Annotated in this window: 23 protein-coding genes and 1 other annotated feature; of the genes, 5 read left to right on the forward strand and 18 right to left on the reverse strand. The window is 38.7% G+C overall.

Translation table 11 applies throughout. The features are described from left to right. Nucleotides 1-7 precede the first annotated feature (7 nt). From yqeH to MHB44_RS15145, 3 genes are read right to left on the reverse strand one after another with little or no spacing between them, the layout of a single operon-like run. Nucleotides 8-1,111 (reverse strand): ribosome biogenesis GTPase YqeH, encoded by a 1,104-nt coding sequence (yqeH, locus tag MHB44_RS15135; protein WP_341299852.1) that lies wholly within the window; start codon nt 1,109-1,111, stop codon nt 8-10. Continuing rightward, the gene (locus tag MHB44_RS15140) at nt 1,108-1,629 is read right to left on the reverse strand and encodes a YqeG family HAD IIIA-type phosphatase (protein WP_341299853.1); all 522 of its coding nucleotides are present in this window, start codon (nt 1,627-1,629) and stop codon (nt 1,108-1,110) included. Before MHB44_RS15140 ends, yqeH begins: the two co-directional genes overlap by 4 nt. A gap of 36 nt (nt 1,630-1,665) precedes the next feature. Beyond that, nucleotides 1,666-2,448, reverse strand: coding sequence for a phosphatidylserine decarboxylase (locus MHB44_RS15145; RefSeq protein ID WP_341299854.1), 783 nt, complete (start codon nt 2,446-2,448; stop codon nt 1,666-1,668). A 135-nt stretch (nt 2,449-2,583) separates the two neighbouring features. On the opposite strand from MHB44_RS15145, the gene pssA reads away from it, so the two are divergent. Together pssA and sigK are read left to right on the forward strand one after the other, a co-directional pair. Continuing rightward, nucleotides 2,584-3,084, forward strand: coding sequence for a CDP-diacylglycerol--serine O-phosphatidyltransferase (pssA, locus tag MHB44_RS15150; protein WP_341302984.1), 501 nt, complete (start codon nt 2,584-2,586; stop codon nt 3,082-3,084). Nucleotides 3,085-3,170: 86 nt separating this feature from the next. Continuing rightward, the gene (gene sigK / locus MHB44_RS15155; protein ID WP_341299855.1) at nt 3,171-3,878 is read left to right on the forward strand and encodes an RNA polymerase sporulation sigma factor SigK; all 708 of its coding nucleotides are present in this window, start codon (nt 3,171-3,173) and stop codon (nt 3,876-3,878) included. Nucleotides 3,879-4,132: 254 nt separating this feature from the next. Here the strand turns inward: sigK and mtnN are convergent, their stop codons facing one another. The 15 genes from mtnN to MHB44_RS15230 all read right to left on the reverse strand — a co-directional run bounded on the left by mtnN (nt 4,133) and on the right by MHB44_RS15230 (nt 20,726). Further along, a complete protein-coding gene (gene mtnN, locus MHB44_RS15160; protein WP_341299856.1) occupies nt 4,133-4,825 on the reverse strand; it encodes a 5'-methylthioadenosine/S-adenosylhomocysteine nucleosidase in 693 nt (230 codons plus the stop codon). 59 nt (nt 4,826-4,884) lie between these two features. Further along, nucleotides 4,885-5,544: a YrrS family protein gene (locus MHB44_RS15165; RefSeq protein WP_341299857.1), complete on the reverse strand. Its 660-nt coding sequence runs from the start codon at nt 5,542-5,544 to the stop codon at nt 4,885-4,887. Between the two features lie 151 nt (nt 5,545-5,695). Continuing rightward, entirely contained in the window at nt 5,696-6,184 is a 489-nt protein-coding gene (gene greA / locus MHB44_RS15170; protein ID WP_053996239.1) for a transcription elongation factor GreA, read from the reverse strand. Nucleotides 6,185-6,359: 175 nt separating this feature from the next. Further along, complete coding sequence (gene udk, locus MHB44_RS15175; protein ID WP_341299858.1) at nt 6,360-6,998, reverse strand: uridine kinase; 639 nt, start codon at nt 6,996-6,998, stop codon at nt 6,360-6,362. Beyond that, nucleotides 6,999-8,279, reverse strand: a complete 1,281-nt coding sequence (locus tag MHB44_RS15180) for a U32 family peptidase (protein WP_341299859.1) — start codon at nt 8,277-8,279, stop codon at nt 6,999-7,001. It lies immediately after the preceding gene. A gap of 13 nt (nt 8,280-8,292) precedes the next feature. Then, the gene (locus tag MHB44_RS15185; protein WP_341299860.1) at nt 8,293-9,225 is read right to left on the reverse strand and encodes a peptidase U32 family protein; all 933 of its coding nucleotides are present in this window, start codon (nt 9,223-9,225) and stop codon (nt 8,293-8,295) included. Between the two features lie 5 nt (nt 9,226-9,230). Continuing rightward, nucleotides 9,231-9,863 carry an O-methyltransferase gene (locus MHB44_RS15190; protein WP_341299861.1) on the reverse strand — a complete coding sequence of 211 codons (633 nt, stop codon included), beginning with the start codon at nt 9,861-9,863 and terminating at the stop codon, nt 9,231-9,233. A gap of 265 nt (nt 9,864-10,128) precedes the next feature. Then, nucleotides 10,129-11,256: an endolytic transglycosylase MltG gene (gene mltG / locus MHB44_RS15195; RefSeq protein WP_341299862.1), complete on the reverse strand. Its 1,128-nt coding sequence runs from the start codon at nt 11,254-11,256 to the stop codon at nt 10,129-10,131. A 151-nt stretch (nt 11,257-11,407) separates the two neighbouring features. Continuing rightward, a complete protein-coding gene (locus tag MHB44_RS15200) occupies nt 11,408-11,935 on the reverse strand; it encodes a DUF1292 domain-containing protein (protein ID WP_341299863.1) in 528 nt (175 codons plus the stop codon). Nucleotides 11,936-12,183: 248 nt separating this feature from the next. Then, nucleotides 12,184-12,492, reverse strand: a complete 309-nt coding sequence (locus MHB44_RS15205) for a DUF1292 domain-containing protein (RefSeq protein ID WP_341299864.1) — start codon at nt 12,490-12,492, stop codon at nt 12,184-12,186. Nucleotides 12,493-12,510: 18 nt separating this feature from the next. Then, nucleotides 12,511-12,927 carry a Holliday junction resolvase RuvX gene (ruvX, locus tag MHB44_RS15210; protein ID WP_025114357.1) on the reverse strand — a complete coding sequence of 139 codons (417 nt, stop codon included), beginning with the start codon at nt 12,925-12,927 and terminating at the stop codon, nt 12,511-12,513. A gap of 2 nt (nt 12,928-12,929) precedes the next feature. Next, entirely contained in the window at nt 12,930-13,196 is a 267-nt protein-coding gene (locus MHB44_RS15215; protein ID WP_004226839.1) for an IreB family regulatory phosphoprotein, read from the reverse strand. A gap of 88 nt (nt 13,197-13,284) precedes the next feature. Beyond that, nucleotides 13,285-15,945 carry an alanine--tRNA ligase gene (gene alaS / locus MHB44_RS15220; protein WP_341299865.1) on the reverse strand — a complete coding sequence of 887 codons (2,661 nt, stop codon included), beginning with the start codon at nt 15,943-15,945 and terminating at the stop codon, nt 13,285-13,287. A 66-nt stretch (nt 15,946-16,011) separates the two neighbouring features. Then, nucleotides 16,012-16,227 (reverse strand) — a binding site (T-box leader). Nucleotides 16,228-16,725: 498 nt separating this feature from the next. After that, complete coding sequence (hpaB, locus tag MHB44_RS15225) at nt 16,726-18,162, reverse strand: 4-hydroxyphenylacetate 3-monooxygenase, oxygenase component (protein WP_341299866.1); 1,437 nt, start codon at nt 18,160-18,162, stop codon at nt 16,726-16,728. A 131-nt stretch (nt 18,163-18,293) separates the two neighbouring features. Then, nucleotides 18,294-20,726: an ATP-dependent RecD-like DNA helicase gene (locus MHB44_RS15230; protein WP_341299867.1), complete on the reverse strand. Its 2,433-nt coding sequence runs from the start codon at nt 20,724-20,726 to the stop codon at nt 18,294-18,296. Between the two features lie 268 nt (nt 20,727-20,994). Here MHB44_RS15230 and hisA point away from each other — a divergent pair, with 268 nt between their 5' ends. The 3 genes from hisA to MHB44_RS15245 all read left to right on the forward strand — a co-directional run bounded on the left by hisA (nt 20,995) and on the right by MHB44_RS15245 (nt 22,959). Further along, nucleotides 20,995-21,762 carry a phosphoribosylformimino-5-aminoimidazole carboxamide ribotide isomerase gene (gene hisA, locus MHB44_RS15235; protein WP_341299868.1) on the forward strand — a complete coding sequence of 256 codons (768 nt, stop codon included), beginning with the start codon at nt 20,995-20,997 and terminating at the stop codon, nt 21,760-21,762. Then, nucleotides 21,759-22,046: a hypothetical protein gene (locus MHB44_RS15240; RefSeq protein ID WP_053996252.1), complete on the forward strand. Its 288-nt coding sequence runs from the start codon at nt 21,759-21,761 to the stop codon at nt 22,044-22,046. Before hisA ends, MHB44_RS15240 begins: the two co-directional genes overlap by 4 nt. A gap of 193 nt (nt 22,047-22,239) precedes the next feature. Further along, nucleotides 22,240-22,959 (forward strand): GTP pyrophosphokinase family protein, encoded by a 720-nt coding sequence (locus tag MHB44_RS15245; protein ID WP_341299869.1) that lies wholly within the window; start codon nt 22,240-22,242, stop codon nt 22,957-22,959. Nucleotides 22,960-23,036 lie beyond the last annotated feature (77 nt).

Consider the following 23,036-nt stretch of genomic DNA (forward strand, 5'->3'; position numbering starts at 1 on the left):
TTTCTCTCTAAATAAGTGAAGGACGAATGGACACCTGGACACCCTTTGGCGCATATGCCGCCACAACAACATTGGCATGCTGAATAGTAATCCAGCCTAGCCCAGAGAATACAACATCTGTTTTAGCCTCTTTTATAGAGAACTCATGACGAACCAATGGTGGTAGCTGGTCGATAAAGTCCGCTGTTGGCGGTGCTAGCAACTCTCCTTTATGCTCTACATACAATGTATCTGCTTTCTCAAGCTTTGTACGATGAATGGGTAGGTCGTTTGCCACATGAATCGTAAAGGCAGAACGGTCCCCCTGAATAAAATCAAATCTCGCCAATGCACCAATAAATAAGGTTTGTCCTGCATTTTGCTGGTAGACCTTTGGCTTGATCTCTTTTTTCGGCATAATATATTTTAATTCACTAGCATCAATATGATGGGCCATTTGATGGTGATTAATAATACCAGGTGTGTCATATAATGCACTACCATCATCCAATGGGATCTCAATCATATCTAAAGTTGTGCCTGGAAAATGCGATGTTGTAATCACTTCACCCTCACCTGTAGCCTGCTTAATAATGCGATTAATAAATGTGGATTTCCCAACATTTGTACAGCCAACCACATAGACATTGTGTCCTTGGCGGTATTCGTCAATGGCTTCCATTGCTTCAGCCATTCCTTTGCCTTTATGGGCACTGACTAAGAGGACATCTACTGGTTGGAGCCCTAGCGCCTTTGCTTCACGCTTCAGCCAATTAATCACCTTTTTCGGCTTTACTGACTTTGGCAATAAATCGGCTTTATTGGCAATTAATAAAACAGGATTTTTACCGACAAAACGGTGAAGTCCAGGTAGCCAGCTTCCATTAAAATCAAAAATATCAACAATTTTTACGATTAAGCCTTGCTGTGTACCAAGACCATTTAAAATACGTAAAAAGTCATCATCTGTTAATGATACTGGTTGAATTTCATTATAATTTTTCAAACGGAAGCAGCGCTGGCAAATGACCACATCCTTTTCTAATGATGATGGGGGTGCATACCCAACTGCTGTTTGATCCTCTGTTTGAATTGTTGTACCACAGCCAATACAATTTGGCATTTCAATCATTCTTGTTCCTCCCAAGTTATTATTCCTTTTCGTTTTAAATCATTAAACACGCGACGTTCAATGAAACGGTTAAATTTTGTCACAAGCCCATCTGATTGGGCAACAGGCTTCACTAACACGGTATATAGTCCTAAGCGATTAGCGCCCATGACATCTGTTAGAAGCTGATCGCCTACCATCACGACTTCCTTAGGACGCAAGCCTAATTGAATCAGTGCGCTATAAAAAGCATTGCGAAGCGGCTTTTTTGCTTTATGAATATATGGGATGCCTAAGGGCTCAGCAAAATGTTTCACACGTGCTTCATTATTATTTGATGCAATAATAACACGAATACCTGATTCTTTCATAATGCGTAACCAGATCGTCAGCTCTTCTGTTGCATCTGCACGATCCCATTCTACAAGCGTATTGTCTAAGTCCGTAATGATGCCCCTAATCCCTAATTCTTGAAGCTTTTCTGGTGTAATTTCAAAAATGTTTGTGACAAATTCATTTGGTAATAAAAAATTGTACAAAATAGCGACCCCTAATCTTAACGTATTATTCGACCATTATAGCATATTTGCAAAGGCTTCACCCATTCGAATTGGGCTTCCTTGCACAACATTGTCTGTAAACTCAATCGCATCTTTTTCAAATAGCATCACAACTGTTGAGCCAAATGAAAAATAACCAACCTCCTGCCCCTTCTGCCATTTGGATGTTGTATTGGTAAGAACTATAGAGTTGACAAAGGTTGCACCTACTTTTATAAATGCAACCTGCTGATTATTCGCAGCCTTCAACTCTGTTACTAAACGGTAATTATGAGAAATTGGTTTTTTACCGTATGTAAGACCTAATTGATTCACAGGATAAGATTTTTGGCCTAGTGTATATTGACGTACAACCTCTCCATCAATTGGGCTGTGAATGCGATGATAATCGGCAGGACTTAAATAAAACACAATAAAATGACCATCTATATATTGTGTAGCTCGCTCTGGATTGCCAAGTAAATCTTGCAGGGCATAAGGCTTACCTTTCACAAGAAATGTCATATCCCACTCAATTCGTCCAAAGGATTCTACTTTGGCATCGACAGGACTGGCATAAGTCAGAGGATTTTTTTCAATCGGCCGAGCATCCTCCAGTAGCTCCCTTGTAAAAAAATCATGTAAACATGAAAATTGCTGTGGTTTTTTTGAAACTTCTTCAAGGTTAATATCGTATAGTTTCATATAGCTTGGTATAATACGTTTACTCCACTTCGCTTTTGCAATAGTTTGCAAAAGATGAGAGGATTGCTTACCATTCGTTAGTTCTATTAAGCTTTGGTATAATTTTTCTTTCATACAGTAAAACCCCTATCCATTAATTTAGACTGTCAATTTTTTTGCATTCGAAGTATAATGGTATAATATCTTAAGTCAAAGGAGTGATCCCCCTTGTTTTTTTATCACAAGTTGGTGGATACCACGGTTAAGAAAATGAAATCGCACGCAGCTAACTTCATCACAATTAGTAATATGTCCTTTGGAGGCGCGGCTATTATGGCCACTCTACATGAATATTATAGCTATAGTGCCTTGTTTATCTTTATAGCAGCTCTTCTTGATCGCTACGATGGTAAGGTAGCGAGAGCGCTCGGACAAGTGTCTGAGTTAGGTAAACAATTAGATTCTATGAGTGATATTATATCATTTGGTGTGGCGCCTGCATTATTAATGTATGAAGTTGTTCTAGTTGATTTTGGTTTTGTCGGCATGATGATGACCGTATTATTTATTGTTTGTGGTGCGATGCGTTTAGCTCGCTTTAATATTAGTGAAGCGAATGGCTATTTCACAGGCTTACCAATTACCGCTGCAGGTACGTTCTTAACTTTAACGTATTTTGCGACTAATACGTTCCATCCGGCATTTTATCTTTTCCTTTTTCCCATTTTAGCTTTACTGATGATCAGTACATTTACACTAAAAAAAGTGTAACAGCACATTTGCTGTTGCACTTTTTTCATTTCCCACAGCTTTTAAACATATACTGTCGAAAAATGGGGAAAGGATGACATCATTCAATGAGCGGAATTTTTTCATCTATGTTGCAGTTATGGTTTGAGCTTCCTGTATTACTTGGCTATTTAAAGGGGCAAACATTTCATAAACCCTTTTCAAAAGAAGAGGAAGCTGCTTGTATTGAGCGATTTTTAGGGGGCGATGAGCAGGCGCGGCTTGACCTAATAGAACGTAATATGAGGCTTGTTGCACATGTCGTAAAAAAATTCCATCCAAAGCATGAGCAGCTGGATGACTATATTTCGATTGGTACAATTGGGCTTATGAAAGCTGTAGAAAGCTATACGCCTGACAAAAAAACAAGGCTTGCCACATACGCTGCACGCTGTATTGAAAATGAAATATTAATGCATCTGCGAACACAGAAAAAAGTACAAAAAGATGTTTCGCTGTTTGAGCCAATCGGCACAGATAAAGATGGCAATGCACTGCAAATTCGGGATTTACTACAATGTGATGAAGAAAGTGCAACAGAGAAGCTAGAGCATAAAGAACACGTTGCACAGCTTTATCACTATTTGCATATGCTTGATGAACGTGAACTCGAAATTGTCACACTTCGTTATGGTTTAAATCAGCAGGATGCGCTCACACAAAAGGAAATTGCAGCCCGTTTAAATATTTCCCGCAGTTATGTATCTCGTATTGAAAAACGTGCGCTTATTAAACTCTATCAATTATACAAACGAGACCAAAAAGCGATTGAATAGTCATAAAAAAGCCCCCTGCGACATTCCAACGTGTCACAAGGGAGCTTTTCCTGCTATGATTCTAATAATTCTACTGAAATTAGCGAACCAATTAAAGTGGTGATAATCACAACACCTGCTGTTAAAAATAGCATAATAACTACCTCCCATAAAGAAAGAGATTCATTGCTATTAGTGTAGCATGTATAGCTCAGCTGAACTGTGATTTTTCTCACATCGAGAACAACACATTTTGACTATTTTGTGTAGTTTATTTATAAAGAAGTAATCGCCTTTAATACGACCTGTGTTGAATGCTTGGCGGCAATTGGTAAAAACTCATCAAAGCTAATATTGGATTCCTTCCCTGCAATATCCGATAACGCACGAATCACAACAAAGGGTGTGGCAAATTGATAGCATACTTGTGCAACCGCAGCCGCTTCCATCTCAACAGCCTTCATTTGAGGGAAATGATGACGTACAGTTTCTACATGCACAGGATCATTCATAAACGTATCCCCTGAGCAAATTAAGCCAATCCCATACTGATGCTCGCCTACAGCCTTAACAGCCTCCTCAGCTACCTTCATTAATCTCTCATCTGATTTATAGGCTGCTGGCATACCTGCCATTTGACCGATTTCATAGCCAAATATTGTGACATCTACATCATGGTGTCGTACTTCATCAGAAATAACAACTGCACCAACCTCGAGATGTTCATCATATCCGCCCGCAGAGCCTGTATTGATCACAACATCAGGCTGAAATTCATGTAAAAGAATCGTTGTGGACATAGCAGCATTCACTTTACCAATACCGCTTTTTAATAAGACGATTTCCTTACCCTCATATGTGCCTGTTGTATATTCGCTACCTGCAATTGTTGTACTTTGCGCATCGTTTAATGCTGCACGTAGTAGCTCCACTTCTTCTTCCATTGCACCAATGACTGCTATTTTCATGTCTTGTTACTTCCCTTCTTTATCAACTCTATTAAAAATAATCAAAAGAGTGATTTTCGTCAATAGGAGCCTTCTAATGTATTGAGTTGCTCGAGCTTTACAGGTATCCAGCCTTCATTATCCACCCATTCCATGCTGACACGATACATTTGAGATTTATCATTCGTTGAAACAACAGCGAGCGTTGAATTAGAGCTACCGTTATTTTGCATACGCCAAATAGTCATATTGCTTTCATCAATTCCCGTAGCATTTGTTACAGTGGCTACCTTTTCAGCCCAGTCTACAGATTTATCATCATAAGAAGACACATGTTGCCCTGTTTGTGTTGTCGGTGTTGGCTGCCAATTTTTGCTTGTAATTACCTTATCAACGATTGGATCGTTGGATGTTGATTCTTCTAGGGTATTTTGCTCCTCCTGCGATACTTCTGGTTCTGCTTCTTCTGGGGCTTCCTCATCTATCGCATGTTCTTGCTCATCCTCTTGAATAGGCTCTTTCTCACTGTCTTTGTCAGCCTCTTTGTCATCGTTCTTTTCCTCTTGGACTGGTTCGTCTTTCACTGCTTGCTCTGCATCATCTTGCCATTTAAACACATAAGTTGCTGTTAGTATAATCAGTACGACCACAATACCAATTAAAACATTCAATAGTTTATCTAGCTTTTTATTACGAGATGGCTGCAAATGACGACTACTGCGAGTTTGTCGTTCACTCATAAACTCTCCCCCTCTCTAGCCAATATTCTATCAAGTTCGACAGCACTTGCAAAATAATTATACCCATAATTTCTATTCTGCCAAATTTAAGCAAATAAAAAGCAGCTGGTCTTTTTTTGATAGAAAGACCAGCTGCTTGTACACCTATCTGTTATTTAATAGAAAGAATTTTCACTTTCATTTCGCCACCAGGTGTTTGGATCGCTACTTCTTCACCTTCACCACGGCCAAGTAGACCTTTAGCAATTGGTGATTCATTTGAAATACGGAATTCCATAGGGTCTGCCTCAGCTGAGCCTACAATTGTATACGATTCTTCCTCTGTAGATGGTTTACCATTAATAATTTCAACAAATGTAACCGTTTTCCCTAATGATACAACACTATTATCTGTTTCATCCTCAGAAATAATAACCGCATTACGAATCATTGATTTTAGCGTAGAGATACGTCCTTCTAAAAAAGCCTGTTCTTCTTTTGCTGAATCATACTCAGCGTTTTCCGAAAGATCACCAAAATCACGTGCTATTTTAATGCGTTCCACGATCTCTTTACGTGTTTCTGTTTCTAATTTCACTAATTCTTCTTCTAATTTACGTTTCCCCTCAGCTGTCATCGGGTACTGTTTTTCGTTTGCCAAAGTCCTTCACTCCTTATTTCTTCAATATAAAAACATAAAACTCGACTAAATGTTGGAAAGAAGCATTTAATCGAATTTTATTATTTTTAAACGTTTTCAAATTACGCTTTGACCTAATAGTATGCATCGTTTTTTCAAATATGCATGAAAATATTGTCAATACCACTCTATCTTATTACAATACGTTGCTGGTTTCAAGAATAGTTTTAATTTTCGTTACCATTAAATCAATCGCAACCTCATTATCCCCGCCTTCAGGAATAATAATATCAGCATAACGTTTCGTTGGTTCAATAAATAAATTATGCATAGGTCGTACTGCCGATAAATACTGCTCAATCACTGAATCTGTTGTACGGCCACGCTCTTTAATATCACGTAGCAGTCGACGAATAATACGTAAATCCGCATCCGTATCCACGAATAATTTAATATCCATTAAATCTCGTAAACCTGCATCCTCCAGCACAAGAATACCTTCCAGAATAATAACATCTACTGGCTCAACATGAATAACTTCCTGCGCTCTTGTATGCTGTACATAGTCATAGACAGGCTTCTCTATTGACTGACGCGCTAATAATTTTTTTATATGGTCAATTAATAAATCATTATCAAACGCTAATGGATGATCATAGTTTGTGCCTAAACGCTCTTCAAATGTTAAATGACTCTGATCTTTATAATAAAAATCTTGTTCAATGACAACCACTGAATGCTTACGGAAAACATCGTAAATGGCATGTGTCACACTCGTTTTACCTGAGCATGAACCACCTGCAATACCAATAACAACAGGACGCTTCACTGCCATTTAGTTATTCTCCTTTCGCATCATGTTATGCGGCTTTAATGGGGTATCACATTTAAATTTAACAATTTGTAATGGGTGGCGAGCTGCATCTAGGCTATTGCCATCCTCGTCCCAAATTTCGCCCATTGTTAAACGGAAATTCTCAATTTCAGGACCAAAGAACTCTACTTCGTCACCAGGTTTAAAATAATTACGTTGTTGCATCGTCACTATTTTTGTTTCTGGATCATGCTCTAAAATAAGACCCGCAAATTCATAGGTTGTTTTACGGCCATGTACCCCAAACATTTGCTCCTCAACGCCAGGGGCATCATGGAAGAATGCTTCCGCTGTATCACGGTTAGCACATTTATCTAGCTCCTCCAGCCATTCGCGTTTGATTTTAAAATGATCAGGATCAGCACAATAGGCATCAATCACTTTACGATAGACAGAAACCACTGTTGCGACATAGTGAATCGATTTCATGCGACCTTCAATTTTTAACGAATCAATGCCAAGCTCAATCATATGAGGAATCGCTTCAATTAATTTTAAATCTTTTGGACTCATTGCAAAAGGTGCATGATGATCATCAAACAGTGCTTTTTCTTCGCCATCTTCCAGCTCATATAAATCATAGTCCCAACGACATGATTGGCAGCATCCACCACGATTAGAGTCACGAGCCGTCATATGATTAGACAATACACAGCGACCAGAATAGGCGATACACATAGCGCCATGAACGAAGGCCTCGATTTCAATATCAACCTTTTCCTTCATTAGCTTCATTTCTTCGCCGCCTACCTCACGTGCTAATACAACACGATGTAAGCCTTCTTCCTTCCAATACTGCACAGCCTTCCAGTTGGATAGTGATTGCTGTGTGGAAAGGTGAATTTCAAGCTTAGGTGCTGCTGTACGGCATGTTTCGATAATTAATGGGTCTGCTACAATAATACCTGTTACACCTGCAGATTCAATGTCCTTTAAGTAATCCTCTAAGCCCGCCATATTCTCATTATGAGCAAAAATATTTGTTGTGACATAAATTTTTGCACCATATCGATTGGCAAATTCCACACCTTCACGCATCTCTTCAATCGTAAAATTATCTGCGTTAGAGCGTAAACCAAACTCTTGTCCACCAATAAAAACGGCATCTGCTCCATAATGAACTGCTATTTTTAATTTTTCTAAGCTACCTGCTGGGGCAAGTAGCTCTGGTTTTTTTGTAATGACACGTTTACCGTCGACAATGTCACGGATTTTGTCATTTTGTGCTAATGCTAATGCCATGGTATTGCCCCTCCTAGTAAACTGTTTCCTTAAAAATAAAGCCTGTATCTAATGGTCTAATCGCTGGCTGAATCGCTTCAATTTTAGCTAATAAATCATCTTTTATGTCTTCATAGGCTTCTTCTGACTCATCAAAATAAGTATCAATAGCTTGACGATAAGCTTCTGTTACTGTGACCACATATTCTGGTGTTTGTAAAACGCCTTCGATTTTTAGCGCATCAATGCCACCCTCAAATAATTCGCCAAGCTCATCAATCACGCACATATCATTTGGGCTAAAAATATGTGTACCATTGGCATCCTCATAGATTGGATATTTATTATTGCGCTCATCATCATGCAGGAACATATTGCGATGTTCCTGGCGATTCTCAATTTCCATGACTTTATCTCGGTATAAGAAATAATGACCTAGTAATGGACGTTTTGATTGGAACATACATGTCATCCCATGTACTTGTACTTCAATTTCAACTTCCGCATTTTCCTTAATTTCTAATACTTCCTCCAGTGAAAGCTCACGAGCTAAGATGGCACGCGTAGCACCACGTTTACCCCAATAATTAGCTGTAAACCAGTTTGTAGCAATTGTCTCTGGATTCCAATGCAATGGAATGGTAACACCTTGCTCACGACGAAGTATGAGGACGGCTGGATCACCGTAAATTAAACGATCCACACCAATACGCTGCATTTCTTGTAAATAGTTAGCAAGTGCTTCTAGTTTCTCATTATGGAATAGGGCATTGACTGCCACATACACTTTTTTACCTGCTGCGTGAATAAGCTTTGTTGCTTCTTCCACTTCATCAACAGAGAATTCTCCTGCTAGACGTAGACCAAATTGTTGTTCACCAATAACAAAAGCATCTGCTCCAGCATTTAAAAGTGCTTTTATATGTTTTATTGATTGTGGTGTCACAAGCAATTCTGGTTTTTTCATAGTAGTCACCTCTTCAAACATAGTAATAAACCATCACCGACTGGTAAAAAAGCACTTGTATAATCGGGGTGCTGCATAATCCAATCCGTGAAGTTTTTTAAATTGCGAATCATTGTACGCTTACGACGTGGCACATCCTTTAAATCTAAATCTGACAAGCCATGCATATACATATTATCAATATACAGCACACCACCTGATGCTACGAGAGGCGCATATTTTTCAAAAAAGCGCTGATATTGTCCCTTTGCGGCATCAATAAAAACAGCATCAAATGTTGTGTGAATGACTTGATCATCCACCTCTAACGCGTCTCCTTCAATGACCGTAATGCGATCTGCTACAGTTGAACGTTCAATATAAGCCTTTGCTGCTGTTACACGCTCTGTATCACGCTCAATTGTAACAATTTGTACATGTGGCAATGCCTCTGCCATTCTGATCGCTGAATATCCAATTGCCGTGCCGATCTCTAAAATTTTTGACGGATTTTGAATACGTAGTAGCTGATTTAATGCATCAATCGCTGCTAGCTGCATAATTGGTACATGATTCTCTTCCGCATATGCTTCCATTTCTAAAAGCAATGCATTACGTGGCTGTATAAATGATTGTATATATTCATCTGATAATTCCATTGTTTCACCCTCATTTAAAAGGCAACGTGCGCTTTGCCGTTGTCTGTGCTTCATCATTTAACAAAAAGAAAAAGACCAAACATAAAGTCTTGGTACTTACTCATACAAAAATAAGCAATTGTTTTAAATGTGCTTAAACAATTGCCACCACGCATATTTATTTCACATAGAATGCGGATTGACCAAAAATCACACTTTATAATAGCACGAAAATAGAAGGAAAGCTATTTTTCTTTCCTTCTATTTTCGTGCTATACGTTTATGCTTACTCTGCCTGACGTAAATATTTTTCGACCTTCTGTAAATGCTCATCATAAGTTTTGGAGAAGTGGTTGACACCCTCTTTATCTGCCAAGAAGTAGAAGTACTCTGTTTCGCTTGGGTTTAATGTTGCCTCGATCGACGTTTTACCAGCGCCTGCTATAGGACCGGGTGGTAAGCCTTTATTTTTATAAGTGTTGTAGGCATTATCCACTTCTAAATCTTCATATAGGACGCGGTCTTTATGATCACCAAGTGCATATAAAACCGTAGGATCTGTTTGTAATGGCATATCTGTATTTATTCGGTTATAGAAGACGCTCGCGATTGTTTCTCGATCTGTTTGAGCAGTCGCCTCTTCTTCCAGTAATGAAGCAAATGTTAATAGCTGATGCACAGACATTTGTTTTTCTGCTAAAACATCACTGTAATTTTTCACCACATTATTCATAGCCGCTATCATTTCCTCTACAATCCCCTCTAAAGATGGCTTTTCTTCATAATAGGGGTAGGTTGCTGGGTATAAATAGCCCTCTAAATCATAGCGAATGTTGTCAGCTAACACAGCCTCGGTCACAAGTTCAGGGTAATTGGCCATCATTTGTTGAACAAATGTATCACTTGTCACTAAATCCATAAATTCCTGCTGTGTATATGGCGTTTTCTTTTCAATAATTTGTCCAATTTGTTCAAGTGTTAAGCCTTCAGGAATTGTCATCGTAAAGACAGGCTTACGATATACCTTCCCTGTTTTCAGACTTTCAATGAGCTCATCAAATGTCATTGCTTGTGTTAAATCATAATTCCCTGCTTGGAATTGTGATTCATTTTTAAATTTTGCATAATATTTAAAGACACGCGCATCCTTAATAACACCTTTTTCCTCTAATAGCGTGGAAATAGAGCTTAAACCAGAACCGATTGGTACTTCAACTGCAATTGTTTTTGTGGCATCAGGATCTAGCGGCTTTAATGCACCTTTGACATAATTGTAGCCAATTAAGCCACCGATTCCTATAATCAGCACAAAGACAATAGCAGTAATTGCAACGATTTTTCTCACAATTTTTACCTCAGATTTTTTTTCTTGCATTTTTGCAAACATTTCTTGTTTTTTTGAACCGTTATCCACGGGTTTCCCCCCTATCACTATCCAATATCATACTAGAAATCAACTTTCACGACAAACAGAAATCGACAATTCAGGAGAAATTACATATGTAAAAAAATCTGCCAACAACTTTCGTTAGCAGATTTTTTAATTTCTATAGAAATTGTTCAAGCTATAAAGTGTTTACTACTTCTGCAACAAATTCCCACTCTTCATCCGACTCAATCGGCAATAGCTCTTCAATATGCCCATTCGTGCCAGCGATATATTGTGCAGCAAAGATCTCACGTTCTTCCATCGGCTCATCCGTTGCAGGCACATATAAAACATACGATTTGCCAAATTGTTCAGATGAAAACGTATGAATCACCTCACAAATTTGATCTCTGCCCTCTTCATCTATCACAGTAATTAACTGGGGCTCTTCCTCAAATTCATCGAGAAGTGCTAACACTACCTCATTAATCATTTCCCACTCTAAGTCTGTTTCAACAGGCTGTAAATTTATCATTTCCCCACTATTGTCATCATACTCAAATGTCATAGCGGAAAGATCTCCTGGAATTTCTTCACCATGTTCATCCAAAATTGAGAATAAGACATATGATTTTTCCTCAGCATCAAATGTCAGCACCACACGACAATGTTGCTCCAGACCATCTTCTCCAACCATTATAAATTCTTGTATTTCTTCATTCATATAAATTTCTCCTTCTATAATAATTATTGAGCCGCTACGTCTCTTTTATGCTATTATTGAGCAGATTCTCTTTTTTTGATCACTCTTACACCATTATTGAGCGATTTCTTCTTTTTTTGATCACTCTTATACCATCATTGAGCGAACTCTTCTTTTTTTGATCACTCTTATACCAGCATTGAGCAGAAACTAAAAAAGGAACAAGGACTGCAAGCTGCGATCCTTGTTCCAAGCTTTGAGTTAGAAGATTAGTCTTCGTATTCATCCTCTAAAGCGTTTAAAACGTCCTCTACCATATCCCACTCTGCTTCAGTTTCGATTGGTGTTAATTCACCATCTTCACCATTTTCAGATGGTACAAATGAAGAAACAAAAATTTCAACTGAGCCATCCTCATCTTCTTCTGCGCCTACCATTGAGTAAAATACATATGATTTACTAAACTCTGGGGATTCATGAACGTGAATCACTTCACAAAGCTGCTCGTTTCCGTTCTCGTCAATCACTGTAATGTGTTGAACATGTAATTCTTCTTCATGGTTATGCTCGTGCGCCATGTATTGTCACCTCATCAATTAATTTTTGCTATCTAAGTAGCCTTGTAAAATCATCACAGCTGCCATTTTATCAATAACCTGCTTGCGCTTTTTGCGACTCACGTCCGCCTCGATCAGCATACGTTCTGCTGCCATCGTTGTTAAACGTTCATCCCATAGCTTAACCGGTAGTGAAAATGTTTCTTCCAACAACTTTTTATAGTTCTCGGATGCTTCACCACGCGGTCCTACCGTATTATTCATGTTTTTTGGGAATCCTACAACAAATTCTGTTATAGCATATTCCTTTACTAGCTCGGCGATGCGGTCAATGCCGAACTCTCCGTTAGCTTCATCAATTTTTACGGTTTCAATACCTTGAGCAGTCCAACCAAGCGCATCACTTACAGCAACGCCAACGGTTTTTGACCCAACGTCTAATCCCATAATTCTCATTTCTAGTCCTCGTTATTCTTTTTAATATAAAATTTAACAAGCTCTTCAAGAATTTCGTCACGTTCAAGCTTGCGAATTAAGTTACGAGCATCCTGATGGCGAGGAATATACGCCGGATCACCAGAAAGTAAGTAACCAACAATCTGATTGATAGGGTTATATCCCTTTTCCTCTAATGAAGAATGTACTTTCAACATTACCTGCTTGACTTCCTGTTCCATTGATTCTTCTGGAAAATTAAATTTCATCGTTTGATCAAATGAACTCATGACCAGCACCTCGCTTTCAGAAATAAGGAGATGTGCGAACAAGCTCATCTCCAATTTCTCTTTATTATAACATGTTTTGGTGAATTAATTAAATGGATTTAACATAATCATACACAGAAAGTAATGCTTCATCAAGTTTTGATGCATCTTTAGCGCCTGCCATCGCCATATCTGGACGACCACCGCCTTTACCACCACAGCTTTCAGCCACCATTTTCACAATATTTCCTGCATGATAATTGCCACCAACTAAATCTTTTGACACTCCTGCACATAGCATCACTTTGTCACTATCAACCGCACCAAGAACAATCACAGCCTTTGGCATTTTTGCTTTTAAATCATCCATCATTTGACGCAATTGATTATTATCCTTCGCTTCTACCTTTGTAGCGAGCACTGTCACATCACCAAATGTTTGGGCTGCATCAATAATTGCGCCAGCTTGAGCATTGGCAATTTTTTGAGATAGTGCTTCATTTTCACGTTGTAAATCTTTATAGTCAGTTTGTAATGCCTGTACTTTCGTCACAATATCTTTCGGATTTGCTTTTAATAATGCTGCGGCATCATTTAGTAAAGCCTCCTCCTCTTTTATTGTTTCATAAGCCACCTTACCAGTTACCGCTTCGATACGGCGTGTACCTGCACCAATGCCACCCTCTGACACAATTTTAAAAAAGCCAATTTCAGAAGAACGTTTGACATGAATACCACCACATAGTTCGATTGAATACTCTCCAACGGACACAACGCGTACAATATCGCCATATTTTTCACCGAATAATGCCATTGCACCCTTCGCTTTTGCTTCATCAATACCCATTTCTTCAATTACGACCTCTATATCATCCCACACTTTTTCATTGACAATACGTTCAATTTGCTGTAATTCCTCTTTTGTTACTTGCCCAAAATGGGAGAAGTCAAAACGTAAACGATCAGGTCCTACATATGAACCAGCTTGGTTAACGTGGTCACCTAGCACATCTTTTAATGCGCGTTGCATAATATGTGTCGCTGTATGGTTTTTAATAACTAAATTGCGGTCATCACGATTGACAACGGCTGTGACTGCATCTTCCACATGCATTTCACCAGATTCAACAACTACAGTATGAAGCGGTTGTCCATTTGGTGCTTTTTGTACATCTTTGACAACTGCTGTAAAGCTATCATTCGAAATAGTACCACTATCAGCAATTTGTCCACCCATTTCAGCGTAAAATGGTGTTGTTGCTAACATGACAAGCGCTTCTTGACCTTCTGCAGCAACTTTTGCTACTTGACCCTCCACAATCAACGCTACAATTTCCGTGTCTGCTGTTAATGTATCAAAGCCAACAAATTCACTGGCAACCGTTAAATTCGCTAATACTTCATTTTGTACTTGCATCGAATCCACATCTTGACGAGCTGCACGCGCACGTTCACGTTGTTCCTCCATCGCTGCCTCAAAGCCTTCATGGTCAACCTTCATGCCTACTTCTTCTGCATATTCCTCTGTTAATTCGATTGGGAAGCCGTACGTATCGTATAAACGGAAGGCATCTGCCCCTGGAATATAATCATGATCAGCCTCTTTTTGTGATTCAACTACCTCGTTAAAGATAGCCAGACCACCGTCTAATGTTTCATGGAAGCGAATTTCTTCATTTTTAATGACACGTTGAATAAATTCGCATTTTTCCGTTACCTCTGGATAGAAGTCTTCCATAATTTTACCCACAGTTGGTACTAGTTCAAACATAAATGGTTTCTCGATACCAATTTGCTTCGCATAACGAACAGCACGACGTAGTAAGCGGCGCAATACATAGCCACGGCCTTCATTTGATGGAAGTGCGCCATCCCCAATCGCAAATGCTACTGTACGAATATGGTCTGCAATGACTTTAAATGGTGTATTAATATCTTCCTCTGAGCCGAAGATTTCATGTAAATCTACCTCACCAGGACGTTTATATTTGCGGTTAGCAAATTCCTCGATTTTTTCAATAATCGGCATAAATAAATCAGTATCAAAATTTGTTGGTACATTTTGCACAACGGATACGATACGCTCTAAGCCCATACCTGTATCAATATTTTGCTTTGGTAGTGGTGTATACGTACCATCAGGATTGTGGTTAAATTGCGAGAACACTAAGTTCCAAACCTCAAGATAACGTTCATTTTCTCCTCCAGGATACATTTCTGGATCATTTTCATCCGAACCATATTCTTCGCCACGATCATAAAAAATCTCCGAGTTTGGACCAGATGGGCCCTCACCTATATCCCAGAAATTCCCTTCCAAACGAATTAAACGCTCTTCTGGAAGTCCAATTTCCTGATGCCAAACATCATAGGCTTCCTGATCCTCAGGATGAATTGTAATAGATAATAGCTCTGGATCAAAGCCCATCCATTTTTTATCCGTTAAAAACTCCCAAGCGTAGTGAATGGCTTCTTTTTTGAAGTAATCACCAATCGAAAAGTTCCCTAGCATTTCAAAAAATGTATGATGACGTGCTGTTTTCCCTACATTTTCAATGTCATTGGTACGAATTGATTTTTGTGCATTCGTAATACGTGGATTATCAGGAATTACACGTCCATCAAAATACGGCTTTAATGTAGCAACACCTGAATTAATCCACAGTAATGATGGATCATTAATAGGCACAAGTGGTGCTGATGGCTCATGATGATGCCCTTTTTCTTTAAAGAACTCTAAATACATACGACGAATATCTGCTGCTTTCATGTAAAAAATTCCTCCTAAAATGTGTTGTAAAAATACGATAGCCATGCAAAAAAGCCCTCATCCCAATAAAGGGACGAGGACTTGTAACAATCTCGCGGTACCACCCTAGTTGTAAGCATGTAAAAACACTTACCTCTCTAGCACTTGTAACGTCAGTGAACGGCAGGGATTAGCTGCACTCTGGAGTAGCTTTCCGTAGTTGCGATTGTGAGGATTTTTTCAGCCTAGAAATCCCTTTCTTCTACACGCACAAAAACGTACTTGTTCCATCATCGTTTTTACTATTCTACAGTGCATTATAAAAAAGAACGAGAATTGTGTCAACGCTTGATGCTATATAGAAAGAAGTATTTTTCTTCTACAGCGCTTACGTTAAAAATATTAAAATCATTTTACATAGATTTTAACTACCAACTTTGAATATCCTACTAATAACTGAGAAGCCCGTCCTAATTTATTATATTCTTAAAAATCTAAACAGTCAAAACATTGCAGTTTATATTCCTTTACCTTATAATAATAAGTATTTAAAAGTAATATCTTTTTTACCGACAAATTATAATATTACTTAAACATACATATGCCAATAAGAATAGCTTAATATCTGGATTCCCTCTGAAGAAAATCAGTTTTAATAAAGTCTCAAAAGATTAGAGGGATCAATTATTATCTACTTCTGACTATTGTTTATTTTGGCTGTCATCTGCTGTTGTATGGTACTTTCACCTTTCGCTAAATCACGAACCATCCCCTTCATCGAGGATGGTCCGTATTCGTCTCTTACATATTATCCGCTAAAAAATTTTCTACTCGCTTCACTAAATGCCCTCTGTCGTAATTTTTGTACAGGATGCTCGATAAACGAATAGGATCACCAAAGAAAAAGCGTTCATACAATGTTTGCCTTGTACCAAAGCTACTCATTGTTAAATCCCAAGCTAAGCGGAATTTTTGAACACGTTCCTCCCCACCATCTTGAAATGATTGTAAGTAGTATGCAAGGTCACCCTCATCCTTAGCAAAGGCTTGTGCACTTGGGATGGACATTAAGCCACTCGCGCCAAGCAATTGAATAATTTCGGTAAAGGTCGGATAGACTTTCGGAAAAATTTGAATAGCGACCTGTAATGTGGAAAGATCTGGTCTCACAAAGCCAAATTGATCTCGCTGTGCCTCGATTTCTGATTTTAAGAGCAATGCTTTCATTGTTTCTAATGTTACGATAATATCAACCACTTTTTGTTGTACATGCTGGTAATCACCAATATTAATGGTGTCAACGATCGACTGTACAACTCCTAGCACAAATTCTGTTTTCGCAATTTGGCGAGAAAGCACTTGGTGTAGTGTGTACGCCTGAAAGCCGCTAACATTCATAAAATCATTCGCGACATCCACATTTTCATAATAAAAAACGCGTTCCCATGGGACAATCACATCGTCAAAAACAACAATAGTATCCATCTCTTCAAAACGAGCACTTAATGGATGATCAAAGGTCGAATCTCCTCCAACAAAGGATTGTCGACACAAAAACTTTAAACCTGCTGTATTACTCGGTATAGAAAAGCCAAAAGCCTTCCATTCATCATAGCCATTGGTTGATAACACAAGTAGCTCGTCTGTGATACCTCCTTGTGTAGCAAGCAATCTTGCCCCTTTTATTATTAACCCTTTACTTGTTTTTCCCACAATTTTTGCAGCAATGGTCACTTCCTCATCCTCAATATAGTAGCGCTTGCGATTTACTTGAGGCTCTATAAAGGTATGTGTCATTGTTAAATCATGCTCACGGGCATAATCATAAAACTGTAGTAAATGCTCTGGAAAACAGTTTGGCTTATCTTTTAAAAAGTCCGATGCTGAAGCTAAGGCCATTAATGTTGTATTCATATAATCAGGACTTCTTCCCATAAAGCCATGAGAGGATAAAGCCCATTCTTGCGCAGCATAACGCCTTTTCACAAGGTCCTCTGACGTTATCACTTGAAGAAAGGATACCCCCACCCTCTCTTTACTAGTTGGCGATTCATAGGTCATTGTTTCAAGAAGCTCCTGGTGATGCTGTAAATCAAAGAGCTTTGCTTGACTCTGCATAACCCCCTTAAATGCAGGATGCTCTGACACCTTACCTCTCACGACTTCCCCGTCCAACGAAATATACGTGTTTAAAGCATCAATACGATCAATATATTGCTGTCCCGTTCGAATTGGCACGCTATCACCCCTAAATACCTCTATGTTTTTGTACTCATGTAGTATATGAAATATCTAAATAGTAGGTGACATCTGGCTTATGACAAAAACCCGATCAGCTACGGCCTAATCGGGTTCACATTTAAAATGCTTTAGTTTTCTAAAAAATCATAAGGTGATACATGATCCATACCAATCAGTGGATGAATAGTAGGTGCGGTTTCTACGGTAAGCTTATAGTCAGTGGATAATGACTCCTGACGATCTCCATCTGCTACAGAAACTGCCTCTACCTCTACTAGCTCTTCAGCCACCTCCATTGGATTTAGTCGTGCACGTAAGGAGGTAAAACGTTGAAGATCATCTGTACGCTGTAGGCCATCTGCCAACACATCTGCCTCGCCACATAAAATCAAGAAATTTTTTGCTCGTGTAATGCCTGTATATAAAAGATTGCGTCGTAGCATTTTCGAGTAGCCTCTTACAACAGGCATAATCACGGTCTGAAACTCAGAGCCCTGCGATTTATGAATAGAGCAGCAGTAGGCAAGTGTTAGCTGATTGAGATCACCACGTTGATACGTTACCTCAATGCCATCGAAGGATACAACTAGTAAATCCTGCTTTTCGATTGTTTCCTTCGCCTTAATAATACTAACAACTTCTCCCATGTCCCCATTAAAAACATTGCTTTCAGGCTGGTTGACAAGTTGTAGCACTTTGTCTTTGATGCGATAGGTGGTATCACCAAAAACAAGCTCTTTGCGTGTGCCTGTATCATTAGGGTTAATCAGCTCTTGAATCATTTTATTTAAATTGTCAATACCAGCCGGCCCTTTATACATAGGCGCAAGCACTTGGATATTGCGAATCTCTTGTCCTTTTGCAACAGCACTCTTGACCACCTGTGTAACTACATTTGCCACTTGATCGGCTGATGCTTTGATAAATGAACGATCAGTTGTTTTCATCGTTAAATTATTAGGAATCGTTCCTTTTTTTATTTGATGGGCTAGTTCGATAATCGTTGAACCTTCCGCTTGTCTATAAACATCCGTTAATTCAACAGTTGGCAACTGTTTTGATGCCAATAAATCCTTTAGTACCTGTCCTGGACCTACTGGAGGAAGCTGATCTTGGTCGCCAACAAAGACTACCTGTACATCCTCATGTAAAGACTTTAATAGTTGATGGGCAAGCCATGTATCAACCATTGACATCTCATCCACAATAATGAGCTTCCCTGTCACTTCTCGCTCTGTTTCTTCCTCTTTTTCTTGTCCTGTAAAGCCCAGTAAACGATGGATGGTCATTGCAGGAAGCTCTGTTGATTCAGCCAAGCGTTTAGCAGCACGCCCTGTTGGTGCACAAAGAATAATGGGAAAAGGCTGTTCTTTTTGTGCATATTCTTTTGGATTTAATGATAACCCATGAAGCTGTGCATAGACTTCAACGATCCCACGTACAACCGTTGTTTTCCCAGTACCAGGTCCACCTGTTAAAATCATGACCGCTGAATTTAGAGCCTGCTCAATGGCATTCGCTTGTGTCTCTGCATAGGTGACATGCAGTCGCTCCTCTGTCTCACCAATTGCTTTGCGAATTTCATCCTTACTAAAATGCTCTGCCTCCCGATTCCGTTCAATAAGGGTTACGATTTTAGAGGCAATACCTATCTCTGAAAAATACAGAGAAGGCAAATATAATCTTGTTTCCTCACCACAAATCTTGCTTTCTTCTCGCAGCTCTATACATGCCTGTGAAATAGCCTCAAACGGAATTTCCTGCTGTTGACTCTGCTCCAGCATATCCTTGACAAGTGGTAAAACATGTTCTGCATCCAAATACACATGACCATCCGATAAAGCCGCTGTATTTAATATATGCAAAATAGCTGCCTTGACACGGTCAGGATGATTACCTGTAATCCCTAACTTGGCACCTAACTCATCTGCTCGAAAGAAACCAATTCCTTCGATATCTTCAATAAGACGGTATGGATTTGCCATTAGCAGCTCTATCGCCTCTGTACGATAGGTTTGATAAATTTTCATACCAAGCTGTGGGCCAAATCCCCACTCATTAAGCTGAATCATTACACGCTCTAAGCCGAGATTTTGTTCGATGGTGCTACGAATAATCTCTTTTTTATCTGCGGATAGGCGCGGCACAATATCTAGTGCACCAGCATCCTCTAAAATCAGTCTCAGTGCATTCGCTCCAAGCTTATCAACAATCGTTTCGGCTGTTTTTTTACCAATGCCCACAAATAAATCGCTCGATAAATAATGGATAATTCCTTGTTCAGTTGCTGGTACTTCCTTCGCAAATGTCTCAATTTGAAATTGCACACCATACTTTGGATGCTGTTTTAAGTTACCTGTAAAACGATATTGCTCATCCATTTGTAGCGGGGGAAAATAGCCAACCACAATAATTTCTTTATCTTCATATTGCAAGTTTGTCTCTTGAATTTTCACGCGCACAATGGAATACATATTTTGGGCATTATGAAAAATAGAGACGATTGGACGTCCGAGTATAAAAAACTTATTAAGCTCAAATAAATCGAATTGGTCTGTCATGTTCGGGTTCGTCCTTTCGTATCATTGTCAATCCCTTTATTTTACCATAGCCTGTGCAAAATAGCGTTGTCAAAAATATTTTCGCTCTCTTATTCTCATATTATTTCGATAAATGACAATTCTCTGCTTTTATGATTCTTTCCATGCTATGATAGAATCAATTACATCTTGTGGGACACTCACTAAGACCTTATCTTAATACAGCAGGGACTTGCACTTCTACTGGATCAAGATAAATAAGATTTTGTACGGAAGGATTGTGGAAGGATTGGAATTTAGACCTTGCATCGATTTACACGATGGCAAAGTAAAACAAATTGTGGGGAGTACGCTGGGGCATGCAGATCAAACAGTCGTTGAAAATTTTATTTCTAGTTATGATGCAAGCTACTATGCCCAAATGTTTGCAAACGATCATTTAACAGGTGGACATGTTATTATGCTTGGTTCAGGAAATGAAGAAGCAGCCCTCTCTGCTTTAGCTGCCTATCCGCAAGGCTTACAGATTGGCGGTGGTATTACAACTGAAAATGCACAGCGCTTTATTGAGGCAGGTGCTTCACATATTATTGTGACTTCCTTTATCTTTCATGATGGACAACTAGATGTAGCGCGTTTACAGCAACTTTGTCAGCAAATTGGCAAGGAGCATCTTGTGATTGATCTAAGCTGTAAAATGCGAGATGGTAAGTGGTTTGTAATGACTGATAAATGGACAAAATTCAGTGATTTTGAAGTCAATGCCAAATCCATTGCTTATATCGAAGGCTTCTGTGATGAATTGTTGATTCATGCGGTGGATGTGGAAGGAAAAAAGGGTGGCATGCAGGAAAGTTTAGTACGGGATTTAGCTGCCTGGACATCTATTCCAACTACCTATGCAGGCGGTGTTCGTTCATTGGAGGATTTAGCAAAGTTCAATGATTTAGCCAAAGGAAGGCTTCATGTCACAATTGGTAGTGCCCTCTCTATTTTTGGTGGAGATCTACCGTATACAGATGTAGTAAAATATTGTAAAGAAGGCGGGATACTGTGAATCTTATCTACAAAGAATATGTTTTTCCTTTTCAAGAAACAAATTTAGAGCGTATTATTGATGGCAAATATTTCAAGGTCAATAAAAGAGATCACTCTCTTGCTATACAGATTCAGCTTGATAATGAGCAAATGCTGCTTGAGTTTTCTAAATCCTTAAAGGCAACGTGTGGTTTCCTGCGTGACCAAGAAACAGAACCTTATATTGAAACATCTATTGATTTGCAAGTATTTGTCGATGAATTTAATAAACGTTATAACTTAAATGCTAAAATTATTGCTTAAAGCAAAGGGGCTCCCCTTTGCTTTCTTTTTATTTAATGAAACCTTTTTCCCTTTATAACGGTTATATAGTAGGTCTCTTCTTATAGAAGAATACAAAAATCTCCAATAGTTAGCTAATTCATTGCGATTCATAACTTCTCTGCATAAAATAAAATTAAAAAGGAATAAACTTAGAAGAAAGGATGGATAATAAATGAAAACTGAATATGAGATAGCATCTTTCGCATCATTTCAAACAGAGCTAACTCGCTTCTTTTTAGCCTATAAATCGGCTTTACAGGAAGTAGAAACAAAAATTAATATTTTACAAGAAGAATTTAAGCTTATTCATGAATATAATCCAATCGAGCATGTTTCAACACGTATGAAATCGCCCAAAAGTATTTTAGCCAAAATCATGAAAAGAGGCATTCATCCATCACTTGAAGCTATTCGTGAAAATATTCGTGATATAGCAGGTGCTCGTATTACATGTTCCTTTGTAGAGGATATTTATAAAGTTAGTGCTATGCTACAGGCACAACATGATATTGAGATTGTAGAGATTAAAGACTATATTGCCAACCCCAAGGATAATGGTTATCAAAGTCTTCATCTTATTATAAAAGTACCAATTTTTATGTCTGATCGTATGGCTAAGGTTTACACAGAAATTCAAATTCGCACAATTGCTATGGATTTTTGGGCAAGCCTTGAGCATAAAATTTATTATAAATATAACAAGGAAGTGCCTGAGCATATTCGTATAGAATTAAAAGAAGCCGCTCTCCAGGCTGCTGAATTAGACCGTAAAATGGAGCGACTAAATAAAGAAATTAATATTTTAAAGGAAAATGAGGCTGAACCTCCAATGCTAGATAGCCCCATAGCACATCTAGCTAAATATTTAACACAGCTTCCGCCTCATCAATAATTAAAAATCCGCTTTACTTTCTGCAAAGAGAGCACGAGCCAAAGCGAGGCCTTGTGCTCTTGCTTTTCCTGCAGAAG

Origin of the sequence: Lysinibacillus sp. FSL H8-0500 (genome assembly GCF_038051955.1) — a bacterium.
Taxonomy (GTDB): Bacteria; Bacillota; Bacilli; order Bacillales_A; family Planococcaceae; genus Lysinibacillus; species Lysinibacillus macroides.

What these genes read in the sequence shown, in the direction of transcription:
- ruvX (WP_025114357.1), bottom strand. Translation starts at nt 12,927, where the DNA reads ATGAGAATTATGGGATTAGACGTTGGGTCAAAAACCGTTGGCGTTGCT.
- mtnN (WP_341299856.1), bottom strand. Translation starts at nt 4,825, where the DNA reads ATGAAAATAGCAGTCATTGGTGCAATGGAAGAAGAAGTGGAGCTACTA.
- MHB44_RS15230 (WP_341299867.1), bottom strand. Translation starts at nt 20,726, where the DNA reads ATGACAGACCAATTCGATTTATTTGAGCTTAATAAGTTTTTTATACTC.
- udk (WP_341299858.1), bottom strand. Translation starts at nt 6,998, where the DNA reads ATGGCAGTGAAGCGTCCTGTTGTTATTGGTATTGCAGGTGGTTCATGC.
- MHB44_RS15245 (WP_341299869.1), top strand. Translation starts at nt 22,240, where the DNA reads ATGAAAACTGAATATGAGATAGCATCTTTCGCATCATTTCAAACAGAG.
- MHB44_RS15180 (WP_341299859.1), bottom strand. Translation starts at nt 8,279, where the DNA reads ATGGCATTAGCATTAGCACAAAATGACAAAATCCGTGACATTGTCGAC.
- sigK (WP_341299855.1), top strand. Translation starts at nt 3,171, where the DNA reads ATGAGCGGAATTTTTTCATCTATGTTGCAGTTATGGTTTGAGCTTCCT.
- MHB44_RS15145 (WP_341299854.1), bottom strand. Translation starts at nt 2,448, where the DNA reads ATGAAAGAAAAATTATACCAAAGCTTAATAGAACTAACGAATGGTAAG.
- MHB44_RS15185 (WP_341299860.1), bottom strand. Translation starts at nt 9,225, where the DNA reads ATGAAAAAACCAGAATTGCTTGTGACACCACAATCAATAAAACATATA.
- alaS (WP_341299865.1), bottom strand. Translation starts at nt 15,945, where the DNA reads ATGAAAGCAGCAGATATTCGTCGTATGTATTTAGAGTTCTTTAAAGAA.
- yqeH (WP_341299852.1), bottom strand. Translation starts at nt 1,111, where the DNA reads ATGATTGAAATGCCAAATTGTATTGGCTGTGGTACAACAATTCAAACA.
- MHB44_RS15200 (WP_341299863.1), bottom strand. Translation starts at nt 11,935, where the DNA reads ATGAATGAAGAAATACAAGAATTTATAATGGTTGGAGAAGATGGTCTG.
- MHB44_RS15190 (WP_341299861.1), bottom strand. Translation starts at nt 9,863, where the DNA reads ATGGAATTATCAGATGAATATATACAATCATTTATACAGCCACGTAAT.
- pssA (WP_341302984.1), top strand. Translation starts at nt 2,584, where the DNA reads ATGAAATCGCACGCAGCTAACTTCATCACAATTAGTAATATGTCCTTT.
- MHB44_RS15215 (WP_004226839.1), bottom strand. Translation starts at nt 13,196, where the DNA reads ATGAGTTCATTTGATCAAACGATGAAATTTAATTTTCCAGAAGAATCA.
- MHB44_RS15165 (WP_341299857.1), bottom strand. Translation starts at nt 5,544, where the DNA reads ATGAGTGAACGACAAACTCGCAGTAGTCGTCATTTGCAGCCATCTCGT.
- MHB44_RS15205 (WP_341299864.1), bottom strand. Translation starts at nt 12,492, where the DNA reads ATGGCGCACGAGCATAACCATGAAGAAGAATTACATGTTCAACACATT.